General features: G+C 39.8%; 17 protein-coding genes. 12 read left to right on the top strand and 5 right to left on the bottom strand.

What is annotated here, in order from left to right:
- Positions 1-2 precede the first annotated feature (2 nt).
- Entirely contained in the window at positions 3-356 is a 354-nt protein-coding gene (locus tag CQZ96_RS21515; RefSeq protein ID WP_105714735.1) for a hypothetical protein, read from the top strand.
- Between the two features lie 477 nt (positions 357-833).
- Here the strand turns inward: CQZ96_RS21515 and CQZ96_RS06015 are convergent, their stop codons facing one another.
- The 3 genes from CQZ96_RS06015 to CQZ96_RS06025 all read right to left on the bottom strand — a co-directional run bounded on the left by CQZ96_RS06015 (position 834) and on the right by CQZ96_RS06025 (position 4,238).
- Positions 834-2,630, bottom strand: coding sequence for a sigma-54-dependent Fis family transcriptional regulator (locus CQZ96_RS06015; RefSeq protein WP_105714734.1), 1,797 nt, complete (start codon positions 2,628-2,630; stop codon positions 834-836).
- Between the two features lie 526 nt (positions 2,631-3,156).
- Positions 3,157-3,849, bottom strand: coding sequence for an LrgB family protein (locus CQZ96_RS06020; protein WP_105714733.1), 693 nt, complete (start codon positions 3,847-3,849; stop codon positions 3,157-3,159).
- Positions 3,846-4,238 carry a CidA/LrgA family protein gene (locus tag CQZ96_RS06025; RefSeq protein ID WP_081409330.1) on the bottom strand — a complete coding sequence of 131 codons (393 nt, stop codon included), beginning with the start codon at positions 4,236-4,238 and terminating at the stop codon, positions 3,846-3,848. The genes CQZ96_RS06020 and CQZ96_RS06025 overlap by 4 nt, the downstream gene beginning before the upstream one ends.
- Positions 4,239-4,582: 344 nt before the next feature.
- Between CQZ96_RS06025 and CQZ96_RS06030 the strand changes: the two genes are divergently transcribed.
- The 3 genes from CQZ96_RS06030 to CQZ96_RS06040 are packed head-to-tail and all read left to right on the top strand — an operon-like array spanning position 4,583 to position 7,174.
- Positions 4,583-6,040, top strand: coding sequence for a cytochrome ubiquinol oxidase subunit I (locus CQZ96_RS06030; protein WP_105714763.1), 1,458 nt, complete (start codon positions 4,583-4,585; stop codon positions 6,038-6,040).
- Positions 6,033-7,037 (top strand): cytochrome d ubiquinol oxidase subunit II, encoded by a 1,005-nt coding sequence (gene cydB, locus CQZ96_RS06035; RefSeq protein ID WP_105714732.1) that lies wholly within the window; start codon positions 6,033-6,035, stop codon positions 7,035-7,037. The genes CQZ96_RS06030 and cydB overlap by 8 nt, the downstream gene beginning before the upstream one ends.
- 14 nt (positions 7,038-7,051) lie before the next feature.
- Positions 7,052-7,174, top strand: a complete 123-nt coding sequence (locus CQZ96_RS06040) for a DUF2474 family protein (RefSeq protein ID WP_004721553.1) — start codon at positions 7,052-7,054, stop codon at positions 7,172-7,174.
- A 558-nt stretch (positions 7,175-7,732) separates the two neighbouring features.
- Here the strand turns inward: CQZ96_RS06040 and CQZ96_RS06045 are convergent.
- A complete protein-coding gene (locus CQZ96_RS06045; protein WP_105714731.1) occupies positions 7,733-8,998 on the bottom strand; it encodes an OprD family outer membrane porin in 1,266 nt (421 codons plus the stop codon).
- Between the two features lie 555 nt (positions 8,999-9,553).
- Between CQZ96_RS06045 and catA the strand changes: the two genes are divergently transcribed.
- The 3 genes from catA (at position 9,554) to CQZ96_RS06060 (ending at position 13,393) form a co-directional block, all read left to right on the top strand.
- Positions 9,554-10,498, top strand: coding sequence for a catechol 1,2-dioxygenase (gene catA / locus CQZ96_RS06050; RefSeq protein WP_004721555.1), 945 nt, complete (start codon positions 9,554-9,556; stop codon positions 10,496-10,498).
- Positions 10,499-10,583: 85 nt separating this feature from the next.
- Entirely contained in the window at positions 10,584-11,840 is a 1,257-nt protein-coding gene (locus CQZ96_RS06055) for a GTPase (protein WP_105714730.1), read from the top strand.
- Positions 11,840-13,393 (top strand): dynamin family protein, encoded by a 1,554-nt coding sequence (locus CQZ96_RS06060; protein WP_105714729.1) that lies wholly within the window; start codon positions 11,840-11,842, stop codon positions 13,391-13,393. The genes CQZ96_RS06055 and CQZ96_RS06060 overlap by 1 nt, the downstream gene beginning before the upstream one ends.
- Positions 13,394-13,573: 180 nt before the next feature.
- On the opposite strand, the gene catM is transcribed toward CQZ96_RS06060, so the two are convergent.
- On the bottom strand, positions 13,574-14,491 hold the full coding sequence (gene catM, locus CQZ96_RS06065; RefSeq protein WP_004721564.1) for a cis,cis-muconate-binding transcription regulator CatM: 918 nt from the start codon (positions 14,489-14,491) through the stop codon (positions 13,574-13,576).
- Between the two features lie 118 nt (positions 14,492-14,609).
- On the opposite strand from catM, the gene CQZ96_RS06070 reads away from it, so the two are divergent.
- From CQZ96_RS06070 to pcaF, 5 genes are all read left to right on the top strand, one after another.
- Complete coding sequence (locus CQZ96_RS06070) at positions 14,610-15,719, top strand: muconate/chloromuconate family cycloisomerase (protein ID WP_105714728.1); 1,110 nt, start codon at positions 14,610-14,612, stop codon at positions 15,717-15,719.
- A 14-nt stretch (positions 15,720-15,733) separates the two neighbouring features.
- Complete coding sequence (gene catC, locus CQZ96_RS06075; RefSeq protein ID WP_004820442.1) at positions 15,734-16,024, top strand: muconolactone Delta-isomerase; 291 nt, start codon at positions 15,734-15,736, stop codon at positions 16,022-16,024.
- 136 nt (positions 16,025-16,160) lie between these two features.
- Positions 16,161-16,844 (top strand): 3-oxoacid CoA-transferase subunit A, encoded by a 684-nt coding sequence (locus CQZ96_RS06080; protein WP_105714727.1) that lies wholly within the window; start codon positions 16,161-16,163, stop codon positions 16,842-16,844.
- A 2-nt stretch (positions 16,845-16,846) separates the two neighbouring features.
- Positions 16,847-17,500, top strand: coding sequence for a 3-oxoacid CoA-transferase subunit B (locus CQZ96_RS06085; RefSeq protein WP_004722148.1), 654 nt, complete (start codon positions 16,847-16,849; stop codon positions 17,498-17,500).
- A gap of 156 nt (positions 17,501-17,656) precedes the next feature.
- Complete coding sequence (pcaF, locus tag CQZ96_RS06090; protein ID WP_151956958.1) at positions 17,657-18,871, top strand: 3-oxoadipyl-CoA thiolase; 1,215 nt, start codon at positions 17,657-17,659, stop codon at positions 18,869-18,871.
- Positions 18,872-18,881: the final 10 nt, after the last annotated feature.

Below are 18,881 nucleotides of genomic sequence, written 5' to 3' on the forward strand. Positions count from 1 at the left end.
TCGTGGAAAATTATGAATACTGGGTTAACGTTTATTCTGCTGTTTTTTCAATATTAATTATATCTTTAAGCTTAAATTCTATTATTTTTATAAAAGATAAAATTAATAAAGTACTCTCTTTTTTTGTCTTTACTGGTCTATATTCTTTAATTTTAAGCTACTTTTTTGGAAAAGCATTTATTGGTTACACTCAACAAGAATTGCTTTTTAAATTCATTTTTGAAGGTTATAGGGCTCATATCTTTCATGGAAATATATACCTATTAATAACTTTAGTCCTTTTAATTCTTTTAATTCTAAGACTATTAATTAATAGAAAAAACCTACATCGACAAGTAAAGGATAGAGCGTCTTGAATTTTTCAGGCTCTCTTTCAGCTGAATTTAGAAAAAAAGCTTTAGTATGGTGAAGTCGTGGAAAATTATGAATACTGGATTAACGTTTATTCTGCTGTTTTTTCAATATTAATTATATCTTTTAGCTTAAATTCTATTATTTTTATAAAAGATAAAATTAATAAAGTACTCTCTTTTTTTGTCTTTACTGGTCTATATTCTTTAATTTTAAGCTACTTTTTTGAAAAATCTTCAATTGGTTATACACAACAAGAACTTTTACCAACGTTTATTTATAAAGGATATAATTCTCATATATTCCAAGGGAATACATATTTGTTAATAACTTTAGTCCTTTTCATTCTATTAATTATAAGACTATTAATTAATAGAAAAACCCACATGGACAAGTAAAGGATTGATCATCTTGAATTTTTCAGGCTCTCTTTCAGCTGAATTTATAAAAAATGAACTAAAGGGCTGAATAGAAAATTACAATTAATTGCCAATATATTTATAAATCGTTGTTCTTGAGATATTTAAGCGCTTCGCTGTCCTTGCGATATTGCCATTTTCTTCTTGTAACACCTGCACAATCATTTGCTTGGTCAAGCTATTTAAGTTTTTATTTTCATCTAATATCAGTTGCTTACTTTGCTGCTGAATCGCTAAATCAGCTTCAGGTAAATATAAATGATTTAAAATTTCACTGTCTTTAAATGCTGCGGATAGCTTCACTACATGAATTAATTCACGAATATTTCCTTCCCATGCGTGCCTATTAAATTGTTGTTCTACATGGCTCGACCATTGCGCTATACCAAATTGATCCAGAACGTGATGTAAAATAACCTGTTTATCTTGACGTAAGCGTAAGGGTTGTAAATGTACCTGAAAACCGCAAATACGATAATATAAATCACGGCGGAATGACTGCTGTTGTATTTTACTTTTTAAATCCTGATGTGTTGCACATAACAGTTTAAATGCTGACTTGATCGGTTTACGTCCTCCAACCCGATAGAACTGCTGATCTTGTAGCACTCTTAAAATTTTCACTTGTAAATGTAAAGGCAAATCACCAATCTCGTCGAGAAAGAGTATGCCCTGATCTGCCAGTTCAATTAAACCTTTTTCGCCTTGCCGTTTAGCACCTGTAAAAGCGCCGCCTTCATAACCAAATAATTCTGCTTCAAGCAAATGATCTGGTATTGCACCGCAATTAATCGAAATAAAAGGTAAATCTACATCCAGCTTCTGATGTAACTGCTGAGCAAAATGATCCTTACCTGTACCTGTTTCTCCGGTAATCAATACAGGAATATCGGCTTTTAATGCTTTCAGCGCCTGATCAAGCAAATGCTGTGTCGTGATTTTGCTTGTTTCATTCTGCAACCGCCCATTCACACTACGTAGCTGGGCATAAAAAAATGCATGGTCAAAACTTTGAATTAAAAAACAATCACTCGAATTTAATGGATTCAAATGCTCAGTGAGTAAAAAATGATCCATTGGTTGCTGCAACAATTGCTCAATAGAACAATTCAGCAGTTTCAACGCCATTTGGTTGGCTTTGAGGATTTTTCCTGATTGATCCAGTACGATCATGCCCGTATAGGCATTGTCCAACAAATCTTTAGAATGTTGAAAATAAAGGACCCGTTGATCAGGTTGTAGTGCTGCCTGAATAATCTTATTTTCCAAAATATAACTTTGGTAAAGTAAGTGACGCAACCAATTGCTCGCCAAAAGCCCTTGTGGTGAAGTGATATCTAAAGCACCGAGTACATCACCACAGCCATTGAATATCGGAACCGATGCACAAGAATAATTTGAAAACTCATCTAGATAATGTTGATGCCCTGTCATGATCATAGGCTGTTTAGACATCACACTACATGTCGGTGCAATCGCACCAAACACAGAGGGCTCAATAATACGACCCGTGCATAAATAATGATATTGGTCATCTAAATCAGGATTGTGACGTTCAGCAATAATTTTAAGCTGATGATTAATTAAGAAAACGATAACATCCTGTTGCCCAAATAAGCGCCAGACATCATTTAATACACCTTCAGCCAATGCGGCTAATTTTATATCGCCCTGTGAAAGGTCAGCGACAGGAAACTCGTCTAAGTCAGTGATTTTGGAGAAAGGACTTAAGCCCGAATTTTTTGCACTTTCCCAAAGCTGTAAAATAGGTGAATCTCGTTGCACAATCTCTGGCAGTTCTCCAGTATTGTAAAAGTTATATTTAATATTTTGCCAAGAAAATTCAGATAACCCATCCATAAGCCTATTCCAAATCCAGCAGTTGCTTTCGATCATCCCTTTGATGATCCCAATATAAAATCACCCTCTATAGAATATGACAAGGGCTAAATACAATTAAATATGTAGCACAAAATCTGCATCATCACAAAATCCCATACGGAGATTTAAAATAAATACTCATGTAAATCAATTATATTTCACATTGCATACTGTCTTTAAATGCAGTCTAGACTTCATTCTTAAATGTTATTTTTCAATCTAAATAAAATGAAATCAAACAATATGTTTGGGGTCTGTTGAAAATTCGTCTATGTTTGCGACTATGTGTGTTTTTTAGACGATACTAGGCGCGAAATACGAAATTTAGCCATTCTAAATGAGTAGTTCGTAACGACGTAGCGGCAAAAAACACGCTAGTCCCGAAGGGTTGTGGCTAAAATTATCTCAGCCTACGTTATGAAACTCGAAAATAGTCTCGCTATTCTCTTCGTTTCATGCCTTGCCTGCTCAATTTTAGCCGACAACGCAAGCCATTTATGAAATATCAACAGCCCCTCATCAATGAAATCATAAAGGGCGCAAACAACACCATGATAATTCCTGAAATAATCATGGATAGACTAGCAATCACTCCTTCTAACTCATGACGTTGTCTTGCTCGCGCAATCCCCATCGCATGAGCGGCATTTCCTAGAGCGGCGCCTTGTGCAATACTGTTTTTATAGCGCATCCATAACAGTAAAAAATCACCAAATAACATCCCCACTAAGCCTGTTATGACCGTAAATAAGGGAATTAAACTGATTGAGCCGCCAATTTTTTCAGTCAACTCCAAAGCAAATGGAATAGAAATCGAACGTGCCAAAAGACTATTTTTCAAAATTTCATCGAAATTGAACATACTTGCCAATAGCCAGCTACTTAAAATCCCCACCAGCATAGACACACTAGAACTGACGATTAAAACGAAAAAATATTGTTTGACGATCGCTCTATAACGAAATACAGGAATCGCAAATGCCACTGTAATTGGTCCTAACATGGCAACCAAATATTGGGTGTATAGGTAATAGTCTTGAAAGCGATGCTGAAATATAAAGATCAAAATAATACTAAGACTCGGCACCACAATAATCGGAGAAAAATATATTTTCTGGGTAAAAACAAATAAGCGCTTTGCCAAGAAGTAACACAGTACCGTCCAAAGCAAGTAAAAAATCCCCCACAACTCCGTCATTCCATATCATCCTGTTGCAAGAATATTTTCACCATCAACACAGAGCTTGCCATCACCAAAGCGGTACTGAGTAAAATCACCAGAAATATTTTCCAACCACTGATCAAAAGCAATTGCTGATACTGAATCACACCGACCACTGGTGGAATAAAAAACAGCAACAGCTCACCCAATAGAATATCTGCACCTAGACTCACCTTTTCCAAATTGAGCCATTGCATTTGCAATAAAATCAGCAATATAAAAAAACCTAAAACACCTGATGCAATGGGTAAATTCAACAGTTTTTGCAACATATATGCAAAACCCCAAATCGCTATAATCAAGCTGATTTGGTAGCTCGCGCGCTTAATCGTGGTTAACTCAGATATTGTATAAAACACTGTCATTTACATCCGTATATTCATCATGACTCAAGCTAAATTTAACGGTACATACCTTTTTTCAACTTGAAATTGAGTGATATATCCGTAGTTTGCAGTGCATTAAAGAAAAAAAATAGCTACAAAAGTAGCCGATAAAAATATAACAGTTTAGCCATGTTTTAAAAATCTGTTATATTTTTTCTCCTCATTTTCTGTACCTACATCCCAACTAGATTATCGTGCAACATCATAATAATTATTTCTAAGTAGGTAGTTTTTATGGAACGATCTATGGTTTTTTCCAAACTTAATCATGACGGTCATGGGTCTATAGCGATCCAATGCCTCAAGCAACGATGGGGCATGCAATGAGTCTCGGATTAACTGCACTAGAACTGGCAAGAATTCAGTTTGCTTTCACTGTGTCTTTTCACATTATTTTCCCTGCAACCTCTATTGGTTTAGCCTGTTTCCTTGCACTGCTGGAATGGAAGTGGTTGCGGACACAAAACCCTGTTTACAAAGACCTATTCAAATACTGGATTAAGATTTTTGCTGTTGCATTTGCTATGGGTGTTGTTTCAGGCATTGTCATGGCCTACCAGTTTGGTACCAACTGGAGTGAGTTCTCGCGTATCTCAGGGAGTGTGACGGGGCCATTGCTCACCTATGAGGTTTTAAGCGCATTTTTCTTAGAAGCAGGCTTCTTAGGAATCATGCTTTTTGGTTGGGGCCGAGTCACCGCAAAGGCACATTTTTTTGCCACACTTATGGTCGCCATTGGAACCTGTATTTCAATGTTCTGGATTTTGTCCTCCAACAGTTGGATGCAAACACCGCAAGGCTTTGCAATAGAAAATGGCATCATTGTTCCGACGGACTGGTGGGCAATTGTATTTAACCCATCGTTCCCCTATCGCTTTGCACATATGGCAACAGCTGCATTTTTAGTGTCTTCATTATTGGTTGTGGGCACAGCTGGCTGGCATCTGCTTAAAGGTCGTCGTGATGAATTAATTAAAAAATCATTCTCTATGGGTTTATGGATGGTACTGGTAACTTCTTGTTTACAGGTAGTTATTGGCGACAACCATGGTTTAAATACCTTAAAACACCAACCAGCGAAATTGGCAGCAATTGAAGGACACTGGGAGACCAACCGTGACCATGCTATGCCACTTCTGCTGTTTGCGACACCAAACATGCAACAAGAAAAAAATACAACTGAATTCGGTATTCCCTATTTAGGCAGTTTGATTCTAACCCACTCCTTAGATGGCGAAGTCACTGGATTAAAGGACTTTGCAGCTGAAGATCGTCCAAATGTAGTCATCGTTTTCTGGAGCTTCCGTGTCATGGTGGGTCTTGGCATGTTAATGGTGCTGCTGTCTTTAACAGCCTTATGGCTACGCAAAAAGAATCGGCTATACGAGTCTACATGGTTTCATAAATTCGCCATTGTGATGGGCCCAACGGGTTATATCGCTTTACTCGCAGGTTGGGTTACAACAGAAGTAGGAAGACAGCCTTGGGTGGTTTATGGCGTATTACTTACCAAAGATGCGTTATCGCATACCGTAACAGCAGACCAAGTGGGACTCAGTCTGATCATTTTTGTACTGGTGTATACCGTTGTATTTGGTGCAGGGATTTATTATATGTTCAGACTCATGAAATCTGGACCTGAGTTTTTAACTCATTTAGATCCTGAAATAACAGGTTTAGGGCATTTTAAAACCCCATTACGCCCCCTCAGTGCTGTGGATGATCCAATCGATGGACAACAAGCGCCGCTAGATCAAAATAAGGAGAAACATCATGATTGATCTCGCTTTAATATGGGTCGGCATTATCGGTTTAGGTGTACTGATTTATGTAGTGATGGATGGCTTTGATTTAGGCATTGGAATTCTCTTTCCATTTATTCCAGACCGACAAGAACGTGATGTCATGATGAATACGGTCGCCCCTGTCTGGGATGGTAACGAAACATGGATGGTGCTTGGCGGCGCGGGATTATTTGCAGCCTTTCCGCTGGTCTATTCTACGGTACTCTCTGCTTTATACCTTCCCATTATATTTATGGTGGTCGCATTGATTTTCCGTGGTGTTGCCTTCGAGTTCCGCTTTAAAGCAATTCGAACCAAATACTTATGGGATCAAGCCTTTATTTGGGGATCGATCTTATCTAGCTTTTTCCAAGGGGTTATCCTTGGTGCATATATCCAAGGTATTCAAACCACTGCGGGTATTTATAGTGGCGGTGTATGGGATTGGTTTACCCCTTTTTCACTTTTCACTGGTTTAGGTGTTGTTGTCATGTATGCCACTTTAGGTTGTGGCTGGTTGATTTTAAAAACGGAAGCGCGTTTACAAGACATCATGTATACGCTGATGCCAAAGCTGTTAATTACGTTAATGATTATTTTTGCTGCCGTCAGTATCTATACCCCGATCACACATCCTGAAATTGCCCAGCGCTGGTTTGCATTACCAAACCTTATATATTTCAGCCCTGTGCCTATTTTAGTTGTACTCTTTTCTGGTTTAATTTTACATGCTTGTAAGCAGCGACATGAGGTCAAACCTTTTGTTTATACGCTGGCATTGGTTTTTCTGGCATTTACTGGATTTGTAATTAGTTTATGGCCCAATATCATTCCACCTTCAGTTTCAATTTGGCAAGCCGCTGCACCAGAATCAAGTCTTAAATTTACCTTGGTCGGCGCGGCAATTCTGATCCCAATTATTATCGCTTATACCTTCTTGTCTTACTGGGTTTTCCGAGACAAAGTCCGTATTGGTGATGAAGGCTACCATTGATCAAGGAGTTTTAGATGAACAAATACATCAAACAACTCAACCCTGCAACATGGTTTATTTTGTTGTGGTGTTTCGGTTTTGCAGCATTGGCTCTAATTGCGGGGTTGTTTAGATTAATGCTTAGTTTTGCCTATTAGGCATATACCTGTTGATGATCTGACTAGCGAAGAAAGGATAAGCATTTAACTATGCTTATCCTTATTTATAGCCAAACCACCTAATTATTTATACAACTGACTTTGCATCAAGTCATTGATCAGAAATGAAGCTTAAGTATTAGTATAAACTTTTAGAAACTGCTGGTTATCAATTCGCTTTTTGTGCTTTTGAATCATAGATAGTTATCCTACCGTGGGGCGACAAGGATGTCGCCGTTGAGCGGGGGTATAGGATGTACCCCTCGCTCAATAAAAGATTTTTGTCCCTTTTTATCTCTAAAAAGGGAGGTATCGCCTACGCAAAGATATTTAAACTTTGAATGTAAGGTGTGGCATTGCAAGCTTTTTAGAATCAAACAATTTATTTTCTCCATACAATTGATTTAATTAAAAATGTTAATTAGGAGAAATTATATTCTTGTGTCTCAGTTTTTACAGATTAACTATACTTGGACGCTTAAATGTCCTGACTGCTAAAGATGGTGCCCCTTATTTTTAATAACGGGCATCACTCGATTTATCGGATTAAGCAAAAAATTAGAATTTAAAGGTATAGGTTGTGATAAAACGATTTTCCACAAAATCTCTACCTGGAAGGTTTCCAACACCATATTTAATATCAGCATCAATATAGCGCCATTCCACTCCAAGTCCCTTTAACCATCCTTCTGGAACAGTATAGTTTACAATCAAATTTTTCTCGGTTTCTTTATTATCCTTAAAGCCAGCCCGATAAATGTCACTACCATTCAAATAACGCAAGGTCAGTTTCAAGCCTGGTACGCCATGATCTTTAAAGTCATAACTATATAAGGCATGCCAAGTAAACTCTTTCGCTTTATAAAATGCAATTGCAGACCAAGTCTGTAAATATCCTTGCGGGACATAACCATTTAAAAGTGGAATATTGTCCTCACCCATATGCTTTTGCACACCCGCTAAAAAGGTATTTGGCCCATGTTGTGCACTCGCTTGTAATCCTACAGATTGGACATCGATATTTCCAAAATAAGCATCGCCATCCTCTTTATAATTAAAATAGCGTGCATCTACTTTTAGCTTGGTCTCATTGACTTTTTCTGTATAAACCGCATTGAAATAGTGTTGTTGATAAATATCTTCCAACTGACCAAACCAGTATGAACCAGTGAAGTTTGGGGTAAACTTATAGTCTAATCCGATAAAATTTAAACCATCACTTCTTTTGTTGGGATCTGTGGAGTTGCCCAAAGTGAATTTTCTATATTCATCATCATCTCGAGCATTGACATGGGTAAAACGGCCTGCGGACAGTTTTAAATTTTGAATGTCTTGGCTTTCTAGCATTACCCCAGCATAGGTCGTGACCAATTGTCGAGAATCATCAATAAATAAAACCGGTGTTTTTGGAAAAAGCTCCCCCACTTTAAGCTCTGTATTTTGATATTTAAGTTTTAAGGTGGCCCCTAATTTTAAATAATCCCGTGCTTGTTGGGCTTCACTTTTGTCATATTTAAAAACGGTATCTAAACGTTCATCATAACGATTATTTAAACGTAGGGCATATTGAAAACCAAAATCCAAACCGACTTGTAGCGCAGTGTCGCTATAACCTGACTCAAAGCGCCCAGATGCTGCCTGCGACCAACTGCCGAGGTCATTCTTGGTATCTTCGTAGTCACGTTCATTATAGAAATTGCGTAAATAAATACTGGTGTTACTCTCTTCTAAAAACTCGGCATAAGCAGCATCTATACTCAGACATCCAAACAGCGTATAAAGTGCAACTCGTTGAGTTCTATAAAGCAGATTTAGCTTTAACATGGGAAATCCTTTCCTGAATCTTTGAAATTCTTGTTGTGTAAGTTCTAGGGTGTTCTTTGTCTTATCCTCCAGACAAAAACTTTTGCACTTCCTTAAAATATAAATAAATTCAAAATGATATAATTAAGAAAATACATCAGTATTACTCATTATCAGAATTATTAATGTAATTTTCCATGTATAATGTGGTATATGTTTATACCTTTTCAGTCATACCACTGCTATTTCAAACCTAGATAAACAATTTTTTATGTATAAAAACATTTTAAGATTTTGAAAAATAAATATTTTTTATTATTTTTAATGATCTAACAACATGGTTATTTTCAAGCTATAGCATGACAGCATCACAGTTTTATGATTTGAGCGGGTTAAATATACCTTTTAAGTATTTAAAGATACCGAATTCAGTCTAGATAAGGGGATTACATTCAATTAAGGTATATAGAAGGATTTATGAACCAAGCAAGATTAGGAATGATGCTGGCTCAACGCACAACATATCTTAAAAGATATGACGCAAACCAGCATTATGGCAAGATTAAGGAGATAGCCATGACAGCCAATAATATTAGAATTTTCGAGACGGAAGAAGTACAGAATTTCATTAACCTACTCAGCGGACTTGAGCAAGACGGTGGAAATCCTCGTACTAAGCAAATCATTCATCGGGTGGTTTCTGACTTATTTAAGACCATTGAAGATTTAGAGATTTCTTCTGACGAATATTGGGCTGCAATTGCATATTTAAACCAGCTAGGTACCAGTCATGAAGCAGGCTTACTTTCTCCTGGTTTAGGCTTTGACCACTTCCTTGATATGCGTATGGATGCAATTGATGCCGCTTTGGGTATTGAGAACCCAACTCCGCGTACCATTGAAGGCCCACTTTATGTCGCAGGTGCACCTGTTGCCCAAGGTTTTGCTCGTATGGATGATGGCAGTGATCCAAATGGCCATACTCTGATTTTGCACGGTACAATTTACGCTGCAGATGGTCAACCACTGCCAAATGCACAAGTTGAAATCTGGCATGCCAATACCAAAGGTTTCTATTCACACTTTGACCCAACTGGCGAACAACAGCCTTTTAACATGCGCCGTACCATTATGACGGATGCTCAAGGTCAATACCGTGTACAAACGATTCTGCCTGCAGGTTATGGCTGTCCACCAGAAGGTCCAACCCAACAATTGTTAAATCAATTAGGCCGTCATGGTAATCGTCCTGCACATATTCATTTCTTTGTATCTGCAGATGGTCATCGCAAACTAACCACGCAAATTAACGTTGCTGGCGACCCGTACACTTATGATGACTTCGCCTACGCAACACGTGAAGGCCTTGTGGTTGACGCAATCGAACATACAGATGCAGCAGCGATCCAAGCCAACGGTGTTGAAGGTCCATTTGCCGAAATGGTATTTGACCTCAGACTTAGCCGCCTTGTAGATGGTGTTGATAACCATGTGGTTGACCGCCCTCGCCTACAAGCTTAATTCAGCTAAAAGTCATTTTGTGAATCTAGAAATCAGGCGAGCTGTAATGGTTTAGCCTGATTTATTTTATGGAAAAGATATTTAGATGGATATTCATACTTTTGATGCAGCACGCAATACTATTTTAACCGTTGTTCCTGAAGATGCGAAAGCTCTGGCTCGACTGCGTGCCATTCTACAAGCAGGTCAATTTCCGACGGTTACAGTGATTGGCAAATATAATCATGGTAAAAGCCGACTGTTAAATGAGCTTATTGGTCAAGATATTTTCTCAGTTGCGGATAAACGAGAAACGGTGGCCCTCTCCGAACATCTGCAACATCATATCCGTTGGTTAGATGCACCGGGTTTGGATGCTGATGTGGCGACAATCGATGATCAACTTGCTCAAGATGCGATGTGGAATAAAGCAGATATTCGCCTAATGGTCCATTCGGTACGTGAGGGTGAGTTTGATCCTTATGAATTACACTTATTCCAGCAATTCGAGCAAGATGCAAAGCAAACCCAACGACAAAGCTTACTGCTGCTTACCCAAATTGACCAGATTCCAGATCAAACCATTTTAGCGCAGATTATTGGCAGCATTCAAAATCAAGCACCAACTGCAACTGTACTACCTGTATCAGCTACACGGCACCGTCAAGGTATCGAAAATTCCAAACCCGTACTGGTACAACGCAGTGGTATCCCCGAACTACAACACACACTTCATCGGATGCTTGAGCAAGTCCCCGCAATACGTCAATTTGAAAAAAAACAGATCATTGTTGATCTAAAAACGCGCTTATCCCAACACCTAGAAACCATTCAAAGCAACATTCAGCAACTTACAGCAACCTTACAGCAGCAACGCCAAAATTTTGAGCGTGATCTCAATCAAATATTAGATAAAGTACGTCAAGATTTACAACCGGTCCTACAGGTCTCTGGGCAGGATAATTCGCTAGAACCAGATTCTTTTGCCAATATGTATAAAGTAACCGCAGGCAAACGTGATCGTAACCGTATTCAAGTGGCTTATTCTCGTGCCTGTATCGAAATCAATAGCCATCTGGTGCGCTATGGTGTGGTGGGTTTACCTGATACGCAAAAAAGTAATGTACGTAGTCTAGATACGGTCATGGTTGCGGTGATGGGTGTCTCGGTCAAACTGCGTAAGGATCTCAATCTTATTTTTGTCGAAGAATCAGGTCGTCAGCGTTTACGTGGTGAATTTGCCCATTATTTTGAATTGTCTTCTGATCGAATGCAGTTGCAACAGCAATTACTTAATTTGCAGCAGCAACAGCAGCTCATCATACAAGCCCAACAGGCATCAACCACTTTGGAGCAGGTATAATGACCGTCCATGATTCGATTCAGACGCTGATTGCGAGCACCGAAGCTTTTGATCAGCAGGAACAGGACATCATCCTGCATTTAAATAAGATGCACACGTGGCATCAGCAACTGGCGATCAATCTCAATAAACAACGTATCAATCCCATTGGACTGACATCATATAGTCAGATTACCCAAGACATCGCAGTACTCAATTCTCAGCTTAAAAGCTATCTCAGCCATTGGGAAACACAATTAGAAACCCTACATGCTGCACAATCCATCGCAGATCATTTTGACGATAAGATTATTTTGCTGATTTTCGGAAAATTCAATGCGGGTAAAAGTTCATTCTGTAATGTATTGGCAGAGTGTTTTCACAGACATCAGCAAAGCGTTGAATATTTTTATCTCGACTCAGGTCAAATCATCCATAGTCAGGAGCGTTTTAAAGAAGGTGCCACAGAAACCACCACACGCTTACAAGGCGTTTGTTTAGCGAATAATCTCATCCTGCTGGATACGCCAGGACTCCATTCCGTTACGCCAGAAAATGCCACATTGACCCAACGCTTTATGGATAGTGCGGATGGTGTCCTTTGGCTCAGTAGTTCCTCCTCACCCGGTCAGGTCAAAGAATTAGCAGCTTTGGGGCAGGAATTACGCCGACATAAACCGTTATTGCCAGTGCTTACACGAAGTGATTATTTTGAAGAAGATGAAGTCGATGGCGACATTTGCCAGATTCTATGCAATAAAACCTCTGACCAACGTTATCTGCAAGAAACCGATGTTTATACCCGTGCTATTGACCAACTGATCGCAATGCAAATTGATCCTGTACTGTTGCAATCGCCAATTTCAACTTCCTCTCAGATGTTGAAAAATGCGGATTTCAATGATCAGGCTATGCAAATGACAGGTTTTAATCGTTTATTTGATGCACTTTTACATTTGATCCAACCTGCTCTAGCTTATAAACAGCGTAAACCTGCGGAAGCCTTGTTACATCATTTACAAGAACAAATTCTAACGCCTTTACAACTTGAAGTTGTGCCACAACTGCATCAATTACAGCAGCAGCTAAGCAATGCTAAGAGCGCCTTAGCACAACATAAACAGCAGATCATTACGCAAACATGGCGCAGTATGATTGCAACCCTGCCAAGCTTATTAGAGCAACATGCCGAGCAGCAAGCGGTGGATGAATTGTATAGTGCACTGACCCAACAGGCTCAACAGCTTCTATCACAACATATTGCAAATACTTTATCGGATTATCAACTACAATATGCCCCTCTCAGTCCGTTACAGTTTGCTGAGCATCTGGCGTATGAAGTGATTTATGCTGATGATGCAACCGAGATCTTGGCCATTGGCCATGACCGTTTATATAGCGAGATCTCACATAGTTTATGGCAAAAGCTTGATCTATATAGCGATGAAGTTATTGCACAATGCCAAGAACTGCTGAGCAATCTTCAAGAGCAAATTGCCACCATCCAGCAAGGCTTAATCAATGACGAACAGGAACTACAATACATTGCGAATTCATTAAGAATGAAGGGATAAAGACTGATAATGTCATTTTAAAATCATGGTTTCAAATCATTAACTCAATAGATCTCATTCATAAATCAAAAAAATGATCATGTTGAGTGAATCATATTGGTATTGAAAGTCCCTTCTCCCGTTGGGAGAAGGCGAGGATGAGGGGATTTTATATTGATCTCAGCGCAGATATATACTCGATTAATCCCCATCGAGTTGAAGTGGAATCCCTTCCTCTTCAAAGACCTGTCGAATACATTCTAAAATCTTAGGTAAATAAGGACTTTGATCCATATTTCTCACGGCTAATGAAATAGGACTATAGGCCTCTATATCCAAAATCGGAATATAGACCAGATTTTTCATGCCTATTTCACTGGCGCTTTCAGGAATAATGCATATCCCTTCCCCTGACGACACCAAACCCAAAGCCATATGGATTTCTCGAACTTCAACCATATCTTTCGGTACCAAGCCTAATTCGGTAAAAATGGATTGAATCAAGGTTGAGAAATTGGGCTTCTGTGTGGCTGGATAAGAAAAAATAGGTTCATTGATGATTTGCGATAAATAAATACCTTTATCAATATAACTGGTTAAATGATGATTTTTATGCGCGGCTAATTTTAATTTCTCTTTGTACAATAAAATGCGCTTAATCGATGGATCACTAATTCTTAAACGACCAAAGCCTAAATCTATTTTACCGAGTTTGAGTGCTTCGATTTGATCCTTGGTACTGTGCTCAATCAGCTCAACCTGAATGTCAGGGTTATTTTGACGAAATAAATAAATTACCTGAGGCAGTAATGCATACAGCAATGAACTGACATAACCAATACGGACAATTGTATTCATTGAACTAATACGCTTCGCCATAGAGGTGGCTTGCGCAGTATGAGTCAAAATTTGTACCGCATGTTGGTAAAAGAATTGCCCTGCTTCTGTTGTTCTTACTGGACGTGTGCCACGCTCAAATAAAAGAATACCGAGTTCTTCTTCTAACTTTTGAATCTGACGGCTCAATGGCGGTTGAGCAATACATAGTTTCTCTGCAGCTTTGGTAATACTCTGCTCTTCGACCACCGTAACGAAATAACGAAGATATCTTAATTCCATCTCTCTAAATCCCTTTTATATACCTTTTAAGTATCTAAAAATACCAAAATCGGCCTAGTTAAAGATATTACATTAAATTAGGGTATATAAATAGATTGATACTTAAGAAATAACCACGATGTACAAGTCCATAGAAACGCTGTTAATCGAAATTCCAACGATACGTCCTCACAAGATGGCCGTTGCGACAATGCAAACCCAAACCTTGGTCCTGATTAAAATCACGACTGAAGATGGTTTAATTGGCTGGGGTGAAGCGACCACAATTGGCGGTTTAGGTTATGGCGAAGAAAGCCCTGAAAGTGTAAAAACCAATATTGAAACCTATTTTGCGCCATTGTTAAAAACGCTGTCTGGTGCCAATATTGCCCAAACAATGCAAGTGATCCATCGTAATATCAACGGTAATCGTTTTGCGAAATGTGCTGTTCAAACTGCATTATTAGATATTCAAGCGCAACGTTTAGGTCAACCCCTGAGTGAGATTCTAGGCGGTCGCTTACGTGACAGTATTCCTGTGCTTTGGGTTTTGGCGTCGGGTAATACCGAAAAAGACATTGCCGAAGCAGAAAAAATGATTGCGTTAAAACGTCACAATGTCTTTAAGTTAAAAATCGGTTCACGTCCTGTTGAACAAGATGTTGAGCATGTATTGGCAATCAAAAAAGCCTTGGGTGCAGACATCTCAATTCGTGTAGACGTTAACCGTGCTTGGTCTGAACTAAATGCAATTAAAGGGATTCAAATGCTTCAAGATGGTGGCGTTGACCTGATTGAACAGCCTTGCGCAATACATAATATTGAGGCCATGCAACGTCTTAGCCGTAAGTTTGATATCGCGATCATGGCAGATGAGTCGTTAACAGGTCCGCAAAGTGCTTATAACTTGGCAAAAACCAATGCAGCCTCAGTCTTTGCGGTAAAAGTTGCGCAATCTGGTGGTCTGATTGAAGCATGCGAAGTCGGTAAAATCGCCAATCTGGCAGGTATTGATCTTTATGGTGGCACTATGCTTGAAGGTCCTGTTGGAACAATTGCCTCAGCACATGCCTTCTCTACATTTAGCAATCTCACAGCGGGAACTGAATTATTTGGCCCACTGCTACTGACTGAAGAAATTTTAAAAACACCGCTTCAATATGGCAATTTTGAGCTCAAAATTCCAACTGGTCCGGGCCTCGGCATTGAACTAGATGAAGACAAAATCGACAACCTACGTCGTCAATAATTCAAGGAGCTGACATGCTTTTCCAAGTACGAATGGATGTACACATCCCCCTCGATATGCCCGTCGAAAAAGCCAATGAAATTAAAGCAATTGAAAAGGCTTATTCACAAGATTTACAACGTCAAGGGAAATGGCGTCATATCTGGCGTATTACAGGTCAATACTCAAACACCAGTATTTTTGATGTAGAGAGCAATGAAGAACTCCACAATATTTTACAGGGATTGCCTTTATATCCTTATATGAATATCGAAGTGACTGCCTTAAACCGTCATCCGTCTTCAATTCGAGAAGATGACCATTAAGCAGCGGGTGTAAATTCATTGACTAAATAACTGTGAGATAAGTTCTTTCTCACAGTTTTTTAAGTTTCTATACATGTCTATCTTTGCTAATGCGGCATGTATAGAAATTTAAAAACATGGATAAAAGGTTCGTCTTATGATTGATAAAAGTAAGCTCTCGTTGACTGAGGTTCTGTCACACATCAAAAATGGTGCAACCATTATGATTGGTGGCTTTGGAACAGCAGGACAGCCCGCAGAGCTGATCGATGGGCTGATTGAACTTGGCGTTAAAGATCTGGTGATTGTCAATAATAATGCAGGCAATGGCGATTACGGTCTGGCTAAACTGCTTAAATCGGGTGCAGTCCGTAAAATCATTTGTTCTTTCCCACGTCAGTCTGATTCTTGGGTATTTGATGAACTCTATCATGCGGGCAAGATCGAACTTGAACTGGTTCCTCAAGGCAATCTCGCGTGTCGTATTCAAGCTGCTGGGATGGGTTTAGGTGCAGTGTTTACCCCAACAGGTTTTGGCACCTTATTGGCAGACGGCAAAGAAACTCGTCATATCGATGGCAAAGACTACGTGCTTGAATATCCGATTAAAGCAGACTTCGCACTGATTAAAGCACATCAAGGCGACCGTTGGGGCAACTTGGTTTATAACAAATCAGCACGTAACTTTGGTCCAATCATGGCGATGGCTGCAGATGTCACCATTGCACAGGTTTCAGAGCTGGTTGAATTAGGTCAACTCGATCCTGAACACATTATTACCCCAGGAATTTTTGTTCAGCATGTGGTTGCAGTTGATGCAGCCAATGGTAATGGAGAATAACAATGAGCTACCAAAAACTAAGCCGTGACCAAATTGCTGAACGTGTTGCCCAAGATATTCCCGATGGGGCTTATGTCAATTTAGGCATTGGTTTACCGACCAAGATTTCAAAATATCTGCCAACAGACAAAGATGTATTTTTGCATTCTGAAAATGGTTTATTGGCTTTTGGTCCTCCACCTGCCAAAGGTGAAGAAGATCCTGAGCTGATTAATGCAGGCAAAGAATATGTGACTATGCTAACGGGTGGCTCGTTTTTCCATCATGGTGATTCTTTTGCCATGATGCGTGGTGGACATCTGGATATTGCTGTATTGGGTGCATTCCAAGTGGCAGCCAATGGCGATCTTGCCAACTGGCATACCGGTGCGCCAGATGCGATTCCTGCGGTGGGTGGTGCAATGGATTTGGCTGTAGGGGCCAAGAAAGTCTTTATCACCACAGATCATGTGACTAAGCAAGGTGAACCTAAGATTGTTGAAGAACTGAGCTATCCAGTAACAGGCAAACATTGTGTTGATCGTATTTATACCGACTTATGCGTGATTGATGTGACTACAGATGGCTTAAAAGTGCTTGAAAAAGTTGCAGGTCTAAGCTTTGAAGAATTACAGGCTTTGACGGGTGCTCAATTGATTGATGCGACACAGGGATAATAAATCCCTCCCTTGCGGAATGATTAAATCTCTCCTAACGGAATGATTAAATCTCCCCTAACCCCTCTTTATGAAAGAGGGGGAACTTCTTCTTTTACAAAGAGGTGAGCTGCGGCTGTAGCAGCGCAAGGGAGATTATTTAAGGATATAAACAACATGAAAAACGCTTACATCATAGATGCCATCCGTACCCCATTTGGTCGTTATGCTGGTGGTCTTGCGCCAATACGTGCAGATGACCTCGGTGCAATTCCAATTCAAGCATTGATACAACGTAATCCAACGGTAGATTGGCAGCAAGTCGATGATGTGATCTATGGCTGTGCAAATCAAGCCGGTGAAGACAATCGTAATGTCGGGCGTATGTCAGCATTATTGGCAGGTGTGCCCTACCAAGTGCCAGCAACCACTGTGAACCGTCTATGTGGATCGTCACTGGATGCGATTGCCATGGCAGCTCGCGCCATTAAAGCCAATGAAGCAGATTTAATCATTGCCGGTGGTGTAGAAAGCATGAGCCGTGCGCCCTATGTGATGGGCAAGTCGGACAGTGCTTTTGGACGCAGTCAAAAGATTGAAGACACCACCATGGGCTGGCGCTTTATCAATCCAAAACTCAAAGAATTGTATGGTGTGGACAGCATGCCACAAACCGCTGAAAACGTGGCAGAACAATTCAATATTAACCGTGTGGATCAAGATCAGTTTGCGCTAAATAGCCAACAACGTACTGCGGCTGCACAAGCTCAAGGTTTTTTCCAAAATGAGATTGTGCCCGTCACTATTCCACAGCGTAAAGGTGATGCTGTGCTTGTGGATACCGATGAACATCCACGTGCATCAACCACTTTAGCTGCGCTGACAAAACTTAAAGGTGTGGTCAAAGCTGATGGTACGGTCACGGCGGGTAATGCATCAGGGATTAATGATGGTGCAGCGGCATTATTGATTGCCTCAGACGAAGCTGTAGAAAAATACCAATTAAAACCACGTGGCAAAATTATTGCAGCAACCACGGTGGGTGTTGAACCACGAATTATGGGCTTTGCACCTGCGCCTGCGATTAAGAAACTGCTTAAACAAGCTGATCTTAGTTTAGCGCAAATGGATGTGATTGAACTAAATGAAGCTTTTGCTGCCCAAGCTTTGGCGGTAACCCGTGATTTAGGTTTGGCAGATGATGATGCACGCGTCAATCCTAATGGTGGGGCAATTGCCTTAGGTCATCCTTTGGGCGCATCAGGTGCCAGACTGGTGACGACTGCCTTAAATCAACTTGAACAGATCAAAGGTAAATATGCTCTATGTTCAATGTGTATTGGGGTGGGACAAGGTATTGCATTAATTATTCAACGTGTTGATCAAAATTAAGGAACGAGCA

Source organism: Acinetobacter sp. MYb10, assembly GCF_002980175.2.
Taxonomy (GTDB): Bacteria; Pseudomonadota; Gammaproteobacteria; order Pseudomonadales; family Moraxellaceae; genus Acinetobacter; species Acinetobacter guillouiae.